Genomic DNA, 14,099 nt, shown 5'->3' with positions numbered 1-14,099 from the left:
TGCGCGATGGGGCCGGGGGGCGTGGCGCGGGCGGTGCTCAGGCGCGCGCGTGCGCCGCGAACGTCGCCCGCAGCGCCTGCACGGCGGCGAGCACATCCTCCGCCTGGGTGATGGCGCGCACCACGGCCACGCCGCCGACGCCGCTCTCCAGCACGCGCGGCATCGCAGCCAGGTCGATGCCGCCGATGGCGACGAGCGGCGGTGCCGGCACGCGCGAGCGCATCGCCGCCGCATGGGCGAACAGCCGGCCCAGGCCCTGCGGCACGGTCGGCATGGTCTTGGTGGGCGTGGCGAAGACCGCGCCCAGCGCGAGGTAGCTCGGGTTCAGCGCGGCGACGCGCAGCATCTCGGCGTAGCCGTGCGTGCTGATGCCCAGGCGCAGGCCGGACGCGCGGATGGCCGCGAGATCCGCATCGTCGATGTCTTCCTGGCCGAGGTGGATGCCGTAGAGGCCGTTGTCGGGCGTCTGCGCATGCACGTCGAGTGCAATGCGCCAGTGGTCGTTGATGAACAGGCGCGTCTGGCTGCCGCGCGCGGCAGCGGCGGCGCGGCGCACCTGCCCGGCGACGGCCCGCGCGTCGTCCGATTTGACGCGCAATTGCACGGTCGGCACCTTGAGCGCAACGAGGCGCTCGACCCATTCCGCGTCCGGCACCACGGCATACACGCCGAGCCGCGCCGGGCAGGGCGCGAAGGCGAGGTCCGGTGAGGCCGCGCACGGCAGCGCAGGTTCGAGTACGCGGGGCAGCGCGTCGAAGCGGGCGGGCCACGCCAGCGCATCGGCGGCGGCCTCGGCGATCCACGCACGCGCCACGCACAGCGCGTCGCGCGGCTCGAAGGCCAGCGCCAGTGCAGCGCCGAACATGGCGACGAAGCGTTCGTCGAACACCGCGCCCGTCGCCGGGGCGGCGAAGCGGTAGGTGCCGAGGCGGTCGTGCACGGTGTCGATGCGCTCGCCGTTGCGCGCCTCGCTCAGCACGACGGCGGCGCCGGCGGCGCGGGCGCGGTCGGCCTGCGCGGCGTCGGTGGTCAGCAGGACGGCGGCGGTCGCGGCGTCATCGGCGCGGTCGGTCACGCTCCAGGCGTGCGGCGCGCGGCCGAAGGCATCGGCGTGGCGATCGATGAGGCGGTCGGCCAGCGCGGCGGCATCCGGCCAGGCGCTGGCAAAGCGCGGGGCGGATGCGCTCATGCGCTGTTCTTGTCGGCATGCCAGAACGGCAGGCCGACCACCGGCGTGCTCGCCTGCGCGACATCGCGCTCCGGCATCGGGCCCGACAGCCGCGCCAGGCGGCCGGCCTGCGTGGCCATCGCGAACGCGCGCGCCATCGCCACCGGATCGCCCGCCTGCGCGACGGCGGTGTTGAGCAGCACGCCGTCGTAGCCCCACTCCATCACCTGCGTGGCGTGCGACGGCACGCCCAGGCCGGCATCGACGATCAGCGGCACGTCGGGCAGGCGCTCGCGCAGCAGGCGCAGGCCGTACGGGTTGGTCGGCCCACGCCCGGTGCCGATGGGGGCGGCCCACGGCATCAGCGCCCGGCAGCCGACGTCGAGCAGGCGGCGGCACAGCACGAGGTCTTCGGTGCAGTACGGCAGCACCTTGAAGCCGTCGCGGATCAGGCGTTCGGCGGCCGCCGGCAGCGCCAGCGTGTCGGGCTGCAGCGTGTAGTCGTCGCCGATGACTTCGAGCTTGATCCAGTCGGTCTCGAACACTTCGCGCGACATCTGCGCGAGCGTGTAGGCCTCGTCGGCGGAGTAGCAGCCGGCCGTGTTGGGCAGCACGGGCACGCCCAGCACGCGCAGCATCTTCCAGAAGCCCGCGCCGCCTTCGGGTGTGCCGGCGCTCTGGCGGCGCAGCGCCACGGTCAGCATGGCCGGGCCGCACGCGCGCACCGCGTCTTCCAGCGATTGCGGCGACGGATAGCGTGCGGTGCCCAGCAGCAGCCGCGAGCCGAAGACTTCGTCATACAGCCGCAGCGGATCGGCCAGCGCGGAAAGATTCGTAGTGGTCATCAGGGACTCCTAGCCGCCCACGACGGGCTGCACCAGCGCAATGCGGTCGCCGCTGCGCAGCGCGTGCTGCGCGTGCCGTGCCTTGGGCACGAAATCGCCGTTGACGGACGCGGCGAACGGCGGCGCGATCTGCAGTTGCGGCGCGGCCGTCGTGGTAACGAAGGCGATGGCGTCGGCCAGCGTGCTGCCGGCGGGCAGCGCGAGCGACAGGTCGTTGAGGGTGACGTTGAGCGTCATGGCAAAACAGGTTCGGGCGATGCGGGCGCGGCGAAGAGTCCGGGCCACGCGCTCGCGGGGGCATCGATGGCGCGGCCGTCCAGCAGCGCGTGCGCGGCGGCCACGGCCGCCTGCGCTACGGCGGGCGCGATCATGTAGCCGTGCCGGTACAGGCCATTGACCGACAGCGTGCCCGCGCCATCCCAGCGGATCGCCGGGCGATGGTCGGGCAGTGTCGGGCGGCACTGCGTGCACAGCTCCAGCACGCGCGCTTCGCCAAAGGCCGGGTGCACCGCATACGCGGCGGACAGCAGCTCCAGCGTCGAGCGCACGCTCACGGGCGACATGTCGTCGCTTTCGATCTCCGTGGCGCCGATCACATAGACATGGCCCGGCTTGGGCGCGATGTAGATCGGATAGCGCGGATGCAGCATGCGCACCGGCCGCGTGAGCGTGACATCGGGCGCATGGATGCGCGCCACCTCGCCGCGCAGGCCGCGCAGCTGCGGCCATTGCGGCTTGGCGCCGAGGCCCCGGCAGTCGAGCACGAGGCGCGCGCCGAGTCCGGCGGCGGCCAGCGCTTGCGGATGCGGATCGGCAACCGCCGTGTTCCAGCGCAACTGCACGCCCAGGGCCTCCAGCTCGGTCGCCAGCGCATCGAGCACGGCCCGGTTGTCCAGCTGGCCTTCGCCCGCCAGATACAGCCCTTGCGAGAAGCGCTGCGCCAGCGCCGGCTCCAGCGTGCCGATGCCTTCCGCGTCCACGGCCCGCAGATCGGCGGCGATGCGCTCGGGCGGGGTCGCGGCCCGCACGTGGTTGGCGAACAGCGACGCCTCGCCGCGGTCCGCCGGATGCCACACCACCAGCGTGCCGGCCTGCTGGAAGAACACCGGCGTGCGCAGCATCGGCAGCCAGTCGCGCCACAGCGTCAGGCTCGCCAGCCCCAGTTCGACGACGAAGCGGTCGGCCACCGCGGCTTCGGCCAGCGGCGCCAGCATGGCGGCGGCGACATACGCGGCGCTGCCGCTGCCGTCGCGCGCGCCGCGCTCCACCACGGCAATGCGCGCCGGCGGTACCCCCGTCTGCGCGAGTTGCCATGCACACAGGCGGCCAGCGAGGCCGCCGCCGAGGATCGTTACGTCAAATGGGGTTGGCATTGCATCGGTTGTGTCAGCTGTAAATCTTTGCGCCGGCCTTGCGGAACTCGATCGACTTTTCTTCCATGCCATGCTCCGCGGCGGTGGCGTTCGCGTCGAGCGAGGCGGCGTAGTCGCGCACTTCCTGCGTGATCTTCATCGAGCAGAATTTCGGCCCGCACATCGAGCAGAAGTGGGCGATCTTGGCGCCTTCGGCCGGCAGGGTCTCGTCGTGGAAGGCGCGCGCCTTTTCCGGGTCGAGGCCGAGGTTGAACTGGTCTTCCCAGCGGAACTCGAAACGCGCCTTCGACAGCGCGTTGTCGCGCAGCTGCGCGCCCGGCCAGCCCTTCGCAAGGTCGGCCGCATGCGCGGCGATCTTGTAGGTGATGATGCCTTCGCGCACGTCTTCCTTGTCCGGCAGGCCCAGGTGCTCCTTGGGCGTGACGTAGCACAGCATGGCCGTGCCGTACCAGCCGATGTTGGCCGCGCCGATGCCGCTGGTGATGTGGTCGTAGCCCGGAGCGATGTCGGTCACCAGCGGGCCCAGCGTGTAGAACGGGGCCTCGAAGCAGTGCTTGAGCTCTTCGTCCATGTTGGCCTGCACGCGCTGCAGCGGCACGTGGCCCGGGCCTTCGATCATGACCTGCACGTCGTGCTCCCACGCCTTCTTGGTCAGCTCGCCCAGCGTGTACAGCTCGCCGAACTGCGCGGCGTCGTTCGAGTCGGCGATGCAGCCCGGGCGCAGGCCGTCACCCAGGCTGAACGACACGTCGTACGCCTTCATGATTTCGCAGATCTCGTCGAAGTGCGTGTACAGGAAGTTTTCCTTGTGATGCGCCAGGCACCACTTGGCCATGATCGAGCCGCCGCGCGAGACGATGCCGGTGATGCGGTCGGCCGTGAGCGGCACATAGCGCAGCAGCACGCCGGCGTGGATGGTGAAGTAGTCCACGCCCTGCTCGGCCTGCTCGATGAGGGTGTCGCGGAACATCTCCCACGTCAGGTCTTCGGCCACGCCGCCGGTCTTGTCCAGCGCCTGGTAGATCGGCACCGTGCCGATGGGCACCGGCGAGTTGCGCAGGATCCATTCGCGCGTCTCGTGGATGTGCTTGCCGGTGGACAGATCCATGATCGTGTCGGCGCCCCAGCGGATCGACCACACCATCTTTTCCACTTCCTCGGCCAGCGACGAGGTGACCGCCGAGTTGCCCAGGTTGCCGTTGATCTTCACGCGGAAGTTGCGGCCGATGGCCATCGGCTCCAGCTCCACGTGGTTGATGTTGGCCGGGATGATGGCGCGGCCGGCGGCGATTTCCTGGCGCACGAATTCCGGCGTGATGTCTTCCGGGCGCTGCGGCAGGTTGGCGCCGTACGAGAAGCCCGGATGCTGCTTGAGCAGCTTGCGGTACTCGGGCTTGTCTTGCAGCGCCTGCAGGTTCAGCGATTCACGCAACGCGACATATTCCATCTCGGGCGTGATGATGCCGCGGCGCGCGTAATGCATCTGGCTCACGTTCGCGCCCGGCTTGGCGCGGCGCGGGTTGGTCAGTTGCGCAAAGCGCAGGTGGGCCGTGGCCGGGTCATGCGCGCGTGCCTGGCCGTATTCCGACGACAGGCCCGGCAGCACCACGGTGTCGCCGCGCTCGTCGATCCACTTGGCGCGCAGCGGGGCAAGGCCCGCCTTCAGGTCGATGTGCACGTCGGGATCGGAGTACGGGCCCGAGGTGTCGTACACGGGAATCGGCGGGTTCAGCATCTCGCCCTGGTCGGTGCGCGTGGCGGTCTGCTTGATGGTGCGCATCGGCACGCGCAGGTCCGGGCGGCTGCCGGCGATGTAGGTCTTGCTGGAGGCCGGGTAGGCGAATTTCTGGTCGAGCTCGGTCTGCAGCGAGTCGAATGAGGCGGCGGGGGCGTTTTTGGCTTGGGGCATGGTCTCGTCCTTGATTCTGTGGCCTGGCGGGGCAGGCTGTGGACGAAACCGGGAGGGAGCGGCGAGGCCCGGAAGGACGGGCTGCCAAGTACACGGTGTTCTGAAGAAACTTCCCACGCCGGTACGAACCGGATCGGGTGCGAAGGGACTCTCTCAGCCGCGCGGCCCATCCGCACGGCACCCCTGTTTCATCCAACGAGCCTGAATTTAAGCACAGGCTGGCAAACGGTGCCAAGGTAAAAACCCCGATGCCACCCGCGACGCCGGGTCACTTCTGACCTGACCGCGCTGCAATGTGCCCTTTGGTGCACCGAGGCGACGTGCCTTGACTTGGCGCAACCCCGCACCGTTTCACCTGTGCGACGCTCACTCCCATTTTCTTAGTGCAATGCGGCAGCGCCGCGAGGGAGTTTTGTCATGCTGAACCGTCGGTTCACACTCGCGGGGCGCAGCCTCGTACCCATCGTGCAGGGCGGGATGGGCGTGGGCATTTCGGCACACCGGCTGGCCGGGGCCGTGGCACGCGAGGGCGGCGTCGGCACCATCGCCAGCATCGACCTGCGCCACCACCATGCCGACCTGGCCGCCGCCACCGAGAAGTCGCACGACAAGGCGGCCATCAATGCCGCCAACCTGGTCGCGCTGGACCGCGAGATCCGCGCTGCGCGCGAGGGTAGCCAGGGCAACGGCCTGATCGCCGTGAACGTGATGAAGGCCGTGGAATCGCATGCCGCGCTGGTGCGGCAGGCGTGCGAGAGCGGCGCCGATGCGATCGTCATGGGCGCGGGGCTGCCGCTCGATCTGCCGGAGATGACGGCCGAGCATCCCAAGGTCGCGCTGATCCCGATCCTGTCCGATGCGCGCGGCGTGGGCGTGGTGCTCAAGCGCTGGATGAAGAAGGCGCGGCTGCCCGATGCCGTGGTGATCGAGCACCCCGCGCACGCGGGCGGGCACCTGGGCGCGGCGCGTATCGAGGATCTGAGCGACGAGCGGTTTTCGTTCTCGCGTGTGCTGGACGAGTGCCGCGAGCTGTTCGTCAAGCTGGGGCTGGCCACGGAACAGATTCCGCTGATCCTCGCGGGCGGCATCGATTCGCATGCCAAGGTCCGGCACTGGCTCGACAAGGGCGCCGCCGCCGTCCAGCTCGGCACCGCGTTCGCGGTGACGGAAGAGGGCGATGCCCACCCCCGCTTCAAGCGCGTGCTGACCGGCGCGGAGGACGGCGATATCACCGAGTTCATCAGCGTGGCGGGACTGCCGGCGCGCGCCGTGATGACGCCCTGGCTGTCGCGCTACCTGTCGCGCGAGACCGCGCTGCAGGCCAAGGCCAAGGTGCGCGATTGCCTGCAGGGGTTCGATTGCCTGCAGACCTGCGGCTTGCGCGACGGGCTCGGCAAGGTCGGGCAGTTCTGCATCGACCTGAAGCTGGCGCAGGCGCTGCGCGGCGACGTGGAGCGCGGGCTGTTCTTCCGCGGCGCCGGGAAGCTGCCGTTCGGCCAGGCGATCCGGCCGGTGCGGGAGCTGATGCATTACCTGCTGACCGGCGAAAAGACGTTCGCCGAGTCGCAATCGCAATCGCAATCGCAAGAGCCTGCCGTGGCAGGCTGATCCGGCGCCGGCGGCCCTGCGCGCCGGCGCCGGGGCGCCTCAGAACGGCGCCGCGAAGGTCAGCCGCACGCCCTGCTGCAGCCCACCCATGCCGACCATCACGCTGTAGTCCAGGCCGAACGTGAGCGGGCCGGTGCGGAACTTGGTGCCCAGGCCCACCTGCATGCGGTCGCGGCCGTACGGGCTGCCCATCACATAGTAGGCGGGGCCCGCCGATGCCAGGTCCGCATAGGCGAGGCCGGCGTTGCTCTGGCCGTTGAAGTCGTGCTGATACTCCACGCGCGCATAGGGCAGGAACGTGCCCCAGCGCGTTTTCTGCGCGTATTCCGTGCGCAGGCCCAGGGTGCCGGACACGGTCGTCACCGTCTGCTGGAAGTACGTCAGCGCGTTGAGCCCGGCGCTGGTCTCGCTGAACGGGTCCAGCGTCGATTCCGACACCGACAGGCGTCCGTATGGCGAGAACAGCCAGACGCTGTCGCGGTGCTCATACCCCGCCGAGACCGAAGCGAAGACCTGATGCCCGTTGCGCGAGCCCATCGCGTAGTCATTGGCATCGCTCACCCAGCGGCGCGAATCGAAGCTCAGCGTGCCGAAGCCGGCCACGCCATCGACGAACAGCGTGGGCAGCGGACGATAGCTGCCGTAGAGCGCGACGCTGTAGCTGTCGCCGGTGCTCTTGGTGCCGGCGTTGCCGATGTCGGTCGAATCGCGCCCGTAGCCGAAGCCCGCGCCCACGGAGAGCCGATCGGATACGCGGTAATCGGCGCCCGCCGTGATGCCGCCGGTCGTGAAGCGGAAGCCCGAGCGCTGCGCGCTGGTGTTGGCGAAGCCGAAATCGAGCGTGCCGGCGGTCCAGAAGGCGAGGTCCGGCTGGCTGGCGTCGGCGGTGGCGTCGGCTCCCGGCAAGTCGGGGCCGGCATCCGCGTCGCCCCGACTTGCCTGGAGGTCGGCGTTGCGCTTGCCGCGCGTGAAGGCCGGTTTGCCGGCGGTGCTGTCGCCGCGCAGGCAGGCGTCGCGGGCGGCAATGCCGAAGACGTCCTGGCAGCGCGCCTGCGCATCGCCGCGCGGGCCCGGCAGCGCCACCGTGAGGCCGTTGCCCGACGGTGCGCGGCCGGTGCCGTGCAGGGCTTCGAGCCGCTGATGGTAGTTGGCGATCTGGGTGGTGGCGAAGCGGCGCGCGGCCTGGATCTGCGCGTTGATCAGGCCGTTGACGTCCGGATCGGTGGACGGATCGCGCCGCGGTGCCACGCTCACCTGCACGACGGCCGGCGTGGAGGTGGAGACGGCGTTGGACAGCGTGTAGGTCAGGGTGGCCGTGCCGCTGAAGGCGCTCGCCGGCGTAAAGCTGAGCAGGTAGACCGGTGCGGCCGCCGCGAGCGCCTTGACGCCCGCCGTCGTCTGCGATGTCTGCTGCATGATGGTCGCCGTGCCGGCATTGGCCGGTACCACCGACACGATGGCCGCGCCGGTGAACGGCCCGCCGGTGGCGCCGTCCGTGAGGTCGACATTCACGGCCTGGCCTGCCGCCGTGCTGGCCGTCTTCTGCGCCACGGCGATCGGCACGGCATTGACGGTCACCGTCGCCTGGATCGGCGCGGAGGTGCCGGCCGTGTTGACCAGCGCGAAGGTGAAGGCGACGTTGCCCGAGGTGGTCGGGGTGGGCGTGTAGACGATGTCCATGCCGTTGACCACGGCCGTGCCGCTCGCGGGCGCGGCGACGATCACCACCGACGAGAACGGCCCGCCGGTCGCATTGGCCGTGGGGTGCAGCGTGACCGGCGCGGTGGATGTGGTGGTCGCGGTCACGGGCGGCGCGGTCCCGATGGTCTGCCCGACCACGAGCGTGTAGCCGCGCGTGCCGGTGTAGGGCGCGCCGGCGCCGGTGCTGCTGTCGGTTGCCCGGATGCTGAAGGTGCTGCTGCCCAGGGCGGTGGGCGTGCCGCTCAGTACGCCGGTGGTGCTGTTCAGGCTCACGCCGGCCGGCAGCGTGCCGGAGGCCACGGCGTAAGTGTACGGACCGATGCCGCCGCTGGCCGTGAACGTCTGGCTGTAGGCCGTGTTGAGCGTGGCGCCCGGCACGGTGGCCGGATTCAGCGCGACGGTCGCGGCGCCGATGGTGATGCTGTAGGCGCGGCTGGCGGTGAAGCTGTTGGCATCCGTTGCCGTGATGGTGAAGCCGAAGCTGCCGCCCGCCGTCGGCGTGCCCGACAGCACGCCCGCGCTGCTCAGCGACAGGCCGGCCGGCAGCGCGCCGCTGGTCACGGCATAGGTGTACGGCGCGGTCCCGTTGCTGGCCGTGATGGACTGGCTGTAGGCCGTGCCGATGGCCGGGTTGGGCAAGGTTGCCGGGGCCACGGTCAGCGTGGGGGCGCTGACCGTCAGCGTGTAGGTGCCGGACACGGCATAGGGGCCCGCGCCCGAGCTGCCGTCGGTGGCGGTGACGGTGAAGCTGACCGTCCCGGCCGTGGTCGGCGTGCCGGACAGCGTGGCCGAGGCCGCATGGAACGACAGGCCGGTGGGCATCGTGCCGGTGTTGACCGTCAGCGCGTAGGTGTAGGGGCTGACGCCGCCGCCGGCGCTGAAGCTCTGGCTGTAGCTCGTGCCGGCCATGGCGGTCAGCCCGGCGGTGGAGGCCGGCGAGATGGTCAGCGTGGGCGAGCCGACCGTCAGCGTATAGGCCCGGCTGCCGGTGAACGGACCCGAGCCCGTGGTGCTGTCGGTGGCGCTGATCGTGACGCTGAAGCTGCCGCCCGCGGTCGGCGTGCCGGACAGCACGCCGGCGCTGCTGAGCGACAGACCCGCCGGCAGGGCGCCGCTGGTCACGGCATAGGTGTACGGCGCGGTGCCGCCGCTGGCTGCCACGCTCTGGCTGTAGGCCGAGCTGACCGTGGCGCCGGCGAGCGTGGTCGGCGTCAGCGCGATGGTGGGCGCGGCCACGGTGAGGCTGTAGCTGCGGGTGCCGCTGAAGGCGTTGGCGTCGGTGCCGCGCACCGTGAAGCTGAACGTGCCGGCGGCGGTCGGGGTGCCGGTGAGCGCGCCGGTGCCGGTATTCAGGCTGAGCCCCGCCGGCAGCGCGCCGCTGGTGATGGCGTAGGTGTACGGCGTCGCGCCGCCGCTGGCCGTCACGCTCTGGCTGTATGCCGTGCCGACCGTGGCGCCGGTCAGCGTGGCGGGGGCGAGCGAGATGGTCGGCGCGGAGGTGGTCAGCGTGTAGGTTGCCGAGACCGTGTAGGGGCCGGTGCCGGTGCTGCTGTCGGTGCCCGTGACGGTGAAGTTGGCCGTGCCGGCCGTGGTCGGTGTGCCGGACAGCACGCCGGTGGCGGTGTTGAACGACAGGCCGGTCGGCAGCGCGCCGGAGTTGACCGACAGCGCATAGGTGTACGGCGCCGTGCCGCTGGCCGCGACGAACGCCTGGCTATAGGCGACGCCGCTGGTCGCGCTCAGGCTGCCCGCCGCGGGCGTGATCGACAGTGTCGGGGCGTTGACCGTGAGCGTGTAGCTGCGGCTGCCGGTATAGGGGCCCGTGCCGCCGGTGCTGTCGGTGGCCGTTGCCGTGAAGCTGAACGCGCCGCCCGCCGTGGGCGTGCCCGACAGGGTCCCGGCCGACGACAGGCTCATGCCCGCCGGCAGCGCGCCGGCCGTGACCGCATAGGTGTAGGGGGACGTCCCGCCGCTGGCGCTGACGGACTGGGAGGAGGCCGCCCCGACCGTCGGGCTCGTCAGCGTGCTGGGCGATACGGTGATGGTCGGCGCTGCGATCGTCAGGCTAAGCGTGCCGCTGGTGGCCGAGAACGGCCCCGTGCCGGTGCTGCTGTCCGTGGCCGTGACCGTGAAGCTGAAGGTGCCGGCGGAGGTGGGCGTGCCGCTGAGCGTGCCGCCGGTGCTCAGGGTCAGGCCCGGCGGCAGCGAGCCGGACGCGAGCGCATAGGTGTAGGGCGAGGTGCCGCCGCTGGCGGAGGCCACCGACTGGCTGTACGCCGTGCCCACCGTGCCGGCCGCCGGTGATGCGGGCGCATAGCTGACCGTGGCGCTGGACACCGTGATCGTCACCGTTGCCGCCGCGGACGTGCCGCCGGCATTGCTGGCCGTGTAGGCAAAGGTGTCGGTGCCCGAATACGAGGCCGTGGGCGTGTAGGTGATCGACGTGCCGCTGGCGGTGGCCGTGCCGTGGCTGGCGGCCGTCGAGACGGCCACGCTGGTGGGCGTGCCGCCGCTGATGCTCAGCGTGATGGCGTTGCTGCTGCTGCCGTGGGCGACGGTGGCGCTGCTCGCATTGGCCGTGGGCGGGGCGACATAGGTGAACTGGTCGGCGGAGCTGGTCGCGCTGGTGCCGCCGGAGGTGGTCACGGTGAGATCGACCGTTCCCGCCGAGCCGGCGGGCGAGGTGGCCGTGATCGATGTGGCGCTGTTGACCGTGAAGCTGCCGGCGTTCGTCGAGCCGAACTTGACGGCGGTCGCGCCGGTGAAGCCGGTGCCCGTCACGGCGACGCTGGTGCCGCCGCCGGTGCCGCCCGAGGACGGCGAGATGCCCGTCACGGTCGGCGCGGTGCTGGTCACCGTGATGGACACCGTGCCGTTGGGCAGCCAGGTGACCCCATCGTTGCTGGTGTAGAAGGTGGCGGTGTCGGTGCCGGAGAAATTGGTGGGCGGGGTGTAGACGAAGCCGTTGGTATTGGGGTCGCCCGACGGCGGCACCGAACCGTTGTAGATCGCGATCGTGCCGCCCTGCGACGTCGCTGTGTTGAAGACCGGCCCGGTCGAGCTGTTGGCGTCGCCGGCCGAATCGTAGGCGATGCCGATCAGGAACGGGTCGCAACTGGATGTGTTGCCGCTCGTGAAGACGTAGGACTTCTGCGTATTGGCGGTGGTCGAGAAGGAGACCGTACACGCCGCCGCCCATGCCGGGGACGACAGCATCATCTGACAAGCCCCCAGCGCCAGCATCGCCAGCACACCCTGGCGGGTCCGGGCGCACGGGCGCGCCATGAGGTGTCCGAGCATCGGCAGCCCGGCAAGCAAGCGCCAGCCGAGCAGGATCGTTTGTATCAGCTTGCGCATTTTCTCCCTCGTGGCGCCCATTCTGGAGGGCGCTTTATCGTTGGCGTTTCTGGAAAATCAGCCCGGATTGCCGACGGGCTTCCCGTGATGCTGGGGAGAAATGGGTGTGGATAATTGGCGCCGGTGTTTTTTGGCGCAGGGGAAACCCTGTGCGGCTCGCTGGCGTAAACCCGTGTAAATACTCCCTCCGTGAAGCGACATGGCCATTTTGTTGATTTGGGCTGCCATGTCGATTTCGATGCGATGCTAGGAAAAGCCGATCGCACCGTCAAGGCCACTGTTTGTACGTGTCTGGCTTCAGGTAAGGATCGATGCGTGCTCGATTGCCATGACATCAGGTTTTCACGGGCGCTGGAAAAAATCATGGCCATCCGTGTCTGATTCACGCAACGAGGCCGGCGACGGAATCAAATTGCAGTATCAAACCTGTCGGTGGTAAAAATGCCGGCAGCCGCTGCAAAAAAATCCAATATCGTGGCACCGCCACATTGCGAGGAGAAGCTGTGGATCAATATCTCGGCGAAATTCGCTTATGCGCGTTTTCATATCCACCAAAAGGATGGGCGGCATGCAACGGTACACTGTTGCCGATTGCGCAAAACACAGCGTTGTTTTCGCTGCTGGGCACGCAATATGGCGGCGACGGTGTTCGCACCTTCGCGCTGCCGGATCTGCGGGGCCGCACCCCCTTGCACCGTGACTACGTCAACTCGGTCGTGGGTAGCGTGGGCGGCGCGGAGACCGTGACGCTGGTGTCCTCGCAGCTGCCGGTGCACAGCCATCTCTTCAACGCATCGTCCAGCCCGGCCACCTCGACGAACGTGGGGGCGACGCAGAACCACGTGCTCGCCGCCAGCAACCTCTACAGCTCGACCGATCCCACCATCAGCGGCCCGGGCACCGCGCTCTATGCCGTGCCCGGCCCCGTGGCCGCGCTGTCCGGCGAGGCCTGCGGCAGCACGGGCGGCGCGCAGCCGCACGAGAACATGCAGCCGTCGCTGGTGCTGAACTACATCATCGCGCTGACCGGCATTTTCCCGTCGCGCAACTGAGGACGCATCATGGAACCCTTCATCGGCGAGATTCGCCTGTTTGCCGGCAACTATGCCCCGCAGGGCTGGCTGCTGTGCCAAGGCCAACTGATCGACATTTCCAGCAACGAGATCCTCTACGCGCTGCTCGGCACCACCTACGGCGGCGACGGCCGGACAACGTTCGCGCTGCCCAACCTGCAGGGCGCGCTGCCGGTCGGCCAGGGACAGGGCCCCGGCTTGACCGCCCGCACCATCGGCCAGCACCTGGGCGTGGAAAACGTGACGCTCACCCAGGCTCAGATGCCGGCGCACAGCCACGCCCTGTTCGCGACCAGCGATACGGCGACCACCATCACGCCGGGCCCCGGCGCGATGCTCGCCACCGTGCCGAATCCGCAGGGCTTCTACGATGCCGGTACGGCCAATCCGCCGACCAAGGCGGCGTTTTCCAGCCAGGCCGTCGGCGTGGCCGGCGCCAACCTGCCGCACTCGAACCACATGCCGACCGCGTCCATCAACTACATCATCGCCATCACGGGCATCTACCCGTCACAGAACTGAACAGGGGGAGACACATGTCAGATCAATTCATCGGCGAGATCCGGATTTTCGGCTTCAATTTCGCCCCCGTGGACTGGGCGGCCTGCGATGGCGCGCTGATGCCGATTTCGCAGAACGCCGCGCTGTTCTCCATTCTCGGCGCCACGTATGGCGGCAACGGCTCCACGACCTTCGGCCTGCCCGACCTGCGCGGCCGCGCGGTGATGGGGCCGGTGGGCGGCGCGCTGAATGACCAGCAGGGCGCGGCGACCATTTCGCTGAAGCAGGGTGAAATGCCCATGCATACGCACACCGCGTATGGGGACAACGCCCGGGCGGCGTCTACGGCGGCGGCGGGCCGGCTGCCGGCGCGCTTCATGGTGGCGCACAACCAGTCGTTCATTGCCACGGACGCGACGCCGGCGCCCGTCATGACCACACTGGCACCGCAGACCGTCGGCCCGGCCGGCGGCAGCACCGCGCACGAGAACTGCCAGCCCTACCTGGCTGTGAACTACTGCATCGCGCTGCAGGGCGCCTGGCCTCCCCATCCCTGAGCCCGGC

The 14,099-nt window shown here is 69.8% G+C and carries 10 protein-coding genes and 1 riboswitch; of the genes, 4 read left to right on the top strand and 6 right to left on the bottom strand.

From position 1 onward, the window contains the following. Positions 1-37 precede the first annotated feature (37 nt). Genes GO999_RS16165 through thiC form a run of 5 tightly spaced genes read right to left on the bottom strand, consistent with a single transcriptional unit; the run spans position 38 to position 5,295 of the window. Positions 38-1,189 (bottom strand): thiamine phosphate synthase, encoded by a 1,152-nt coding sequence (locus tag GO999_RS16165; protein WP_211906400.1) that lies wholly within the window; start codon positions 1,187-1,189, stop codon positions 38-40. Beyond that, complete coding sequence (locus GO999_RS16160; RefSeq protein WP_211906399.1) at positions 1,186-2,013, bottom strand: thiazole synthase; 828 nt, start codon at positions 2,011-2,013, stop codon at positions 1,186-1,188. The genes GO999_RS16165 and GO999_RS16160 overlap by 4 nt, the downstream gene beginning before the upstream one ends. A gap of 9 nt (positions 2,014-2,022) precedes the next feature. Then, positions 2,023-2,250: a sulfur carrier protein ThiS gene (gene thiS / locus GO999_RS16155; protein ID WP_013213874.1), complete on the bottom strand. Its 228-nt coding sequence runs from the start codon at positions 2,248-2,250 to the stop codon at positions 2,023-2,025. Then, entirely contained in the window at positions 2,247-3,386 is a 1,140-nt protein-coding gene (locus tag GO999_RS16150; RefSeq protein WP_028860054.1) for an FAD-dependent oxidoreductase, read from the bottom strand. The genes thiS and GO999_RS16150 overlap by 4 nt, the downstream gene beginning before the upstream one ends. Positions 3,387-3,399: 13 nt before the next feature. Continuing rightward, on the bottom strand, positions 3,400-5,295 hold the full coding sequence (thiC, locus tag GO999_RS16145; RefSeq protein WP_019717361.1) for a phosphomethylpyrimidine synthase ThiC: 1,896 nt from the start codon (positions 5,293-5,295) through the stop codon (positions 3,400-3,402). A gap of 93 nt (positions 5,296-5,388) precedes the next feature. After that, positions 5,389-5,490, bottom strand: a riboswitch (TPP riboswitch). 222 nt (positions 5,491-5,712) lie between these two features. Here thiC and GO999_RS16140 point away from each other — a divergent pair. Then, positions 5,713-6,903: an NAD(P)H-dependent flavin oxidoreductase gene (locus GO999_RS16140; RefSeq protein ID WP_211906398.1), complete on the top strand. Its 1,191-nt coding sequence runs from the start codon at positions 5,713-5,715 to the stop codon at positions 6,901-6,903. Between the two features lie 39 nt (positions 6,904-6,942). On the opposite strand, the gene GO999_RS16135 is transcribed toward GO999_RS16140, so the two are convergent. Then, complete coding sequence (locus tag GO999_RS16135; protein WP_211906397.1) at positions 6,943-11,961, bottom strand: putative Ig domain-containing protein; 5,019 nt, start codon at positions 11,959-11,961, stop codon at positions 6,943-6,945. A 503-nt stretch (positions 11,962-12,464) separates the two neighbouring features. Between GO999_RS16135 and GO999_RS16130 the strand changes: the two genes are divergently transcribed. Genes GO999_RS16130 through GO999_RS16120 form a run of 3 tightly spaced genes read left to right on the top strand, consistent with a single transcriptional unit; the run spans position 12,465 to position 14,092 of the window. Beyond that, positions 12,465-13,013, top strand: a complete 549-nt coding sequence (locus GO999_RS16130; RefSeq protein ID WP_071011961.1) for a phage tail protein — start codon at positions 12,465-12,467, stop codon at positions 13,011-13,013. Positions 13,014-13,022: 9 nt separating this feature from the next. Beyond that, complete coding sequence (locus GO999_RS16125; protein WP_016722568.1) at positions 13,023-13,556, top strand: phage tail protein; 534 nt, start codon at positions 13,023-13,025, stop codon at positions 13,554-13,556. A gap of 14 nt (positions 13,557-13,570) precedes the next feature. Continuing rightward, positions 13,571-14,092 (top strand): phage tail protein, encoded by a 522-nt coding sequence (locus GO999_RS16120; RefSeq protein ID WP_071011959.1) that lies wholly within the window; start codon positions 13,571-13,573, stop codon positions 14,090-14,092. The last annotated feature ends 7 nt before the right edge of the window (positions 14,093-14,099 follow it).

The organism is Ralstonia nicotianae, assembly GCF_018243235.1.
Lineage (GTDB): Bacteria > Pseudomonadota > Gammaproteobacteria > Burkholderiales > Burkholderiaceae > Ralstonia > Ralstonia nicotianae.
Note: the sequence above shows the minus strand (reverse complement) of the source record. Positions and strands in the feature narration are given on the sequence as shown.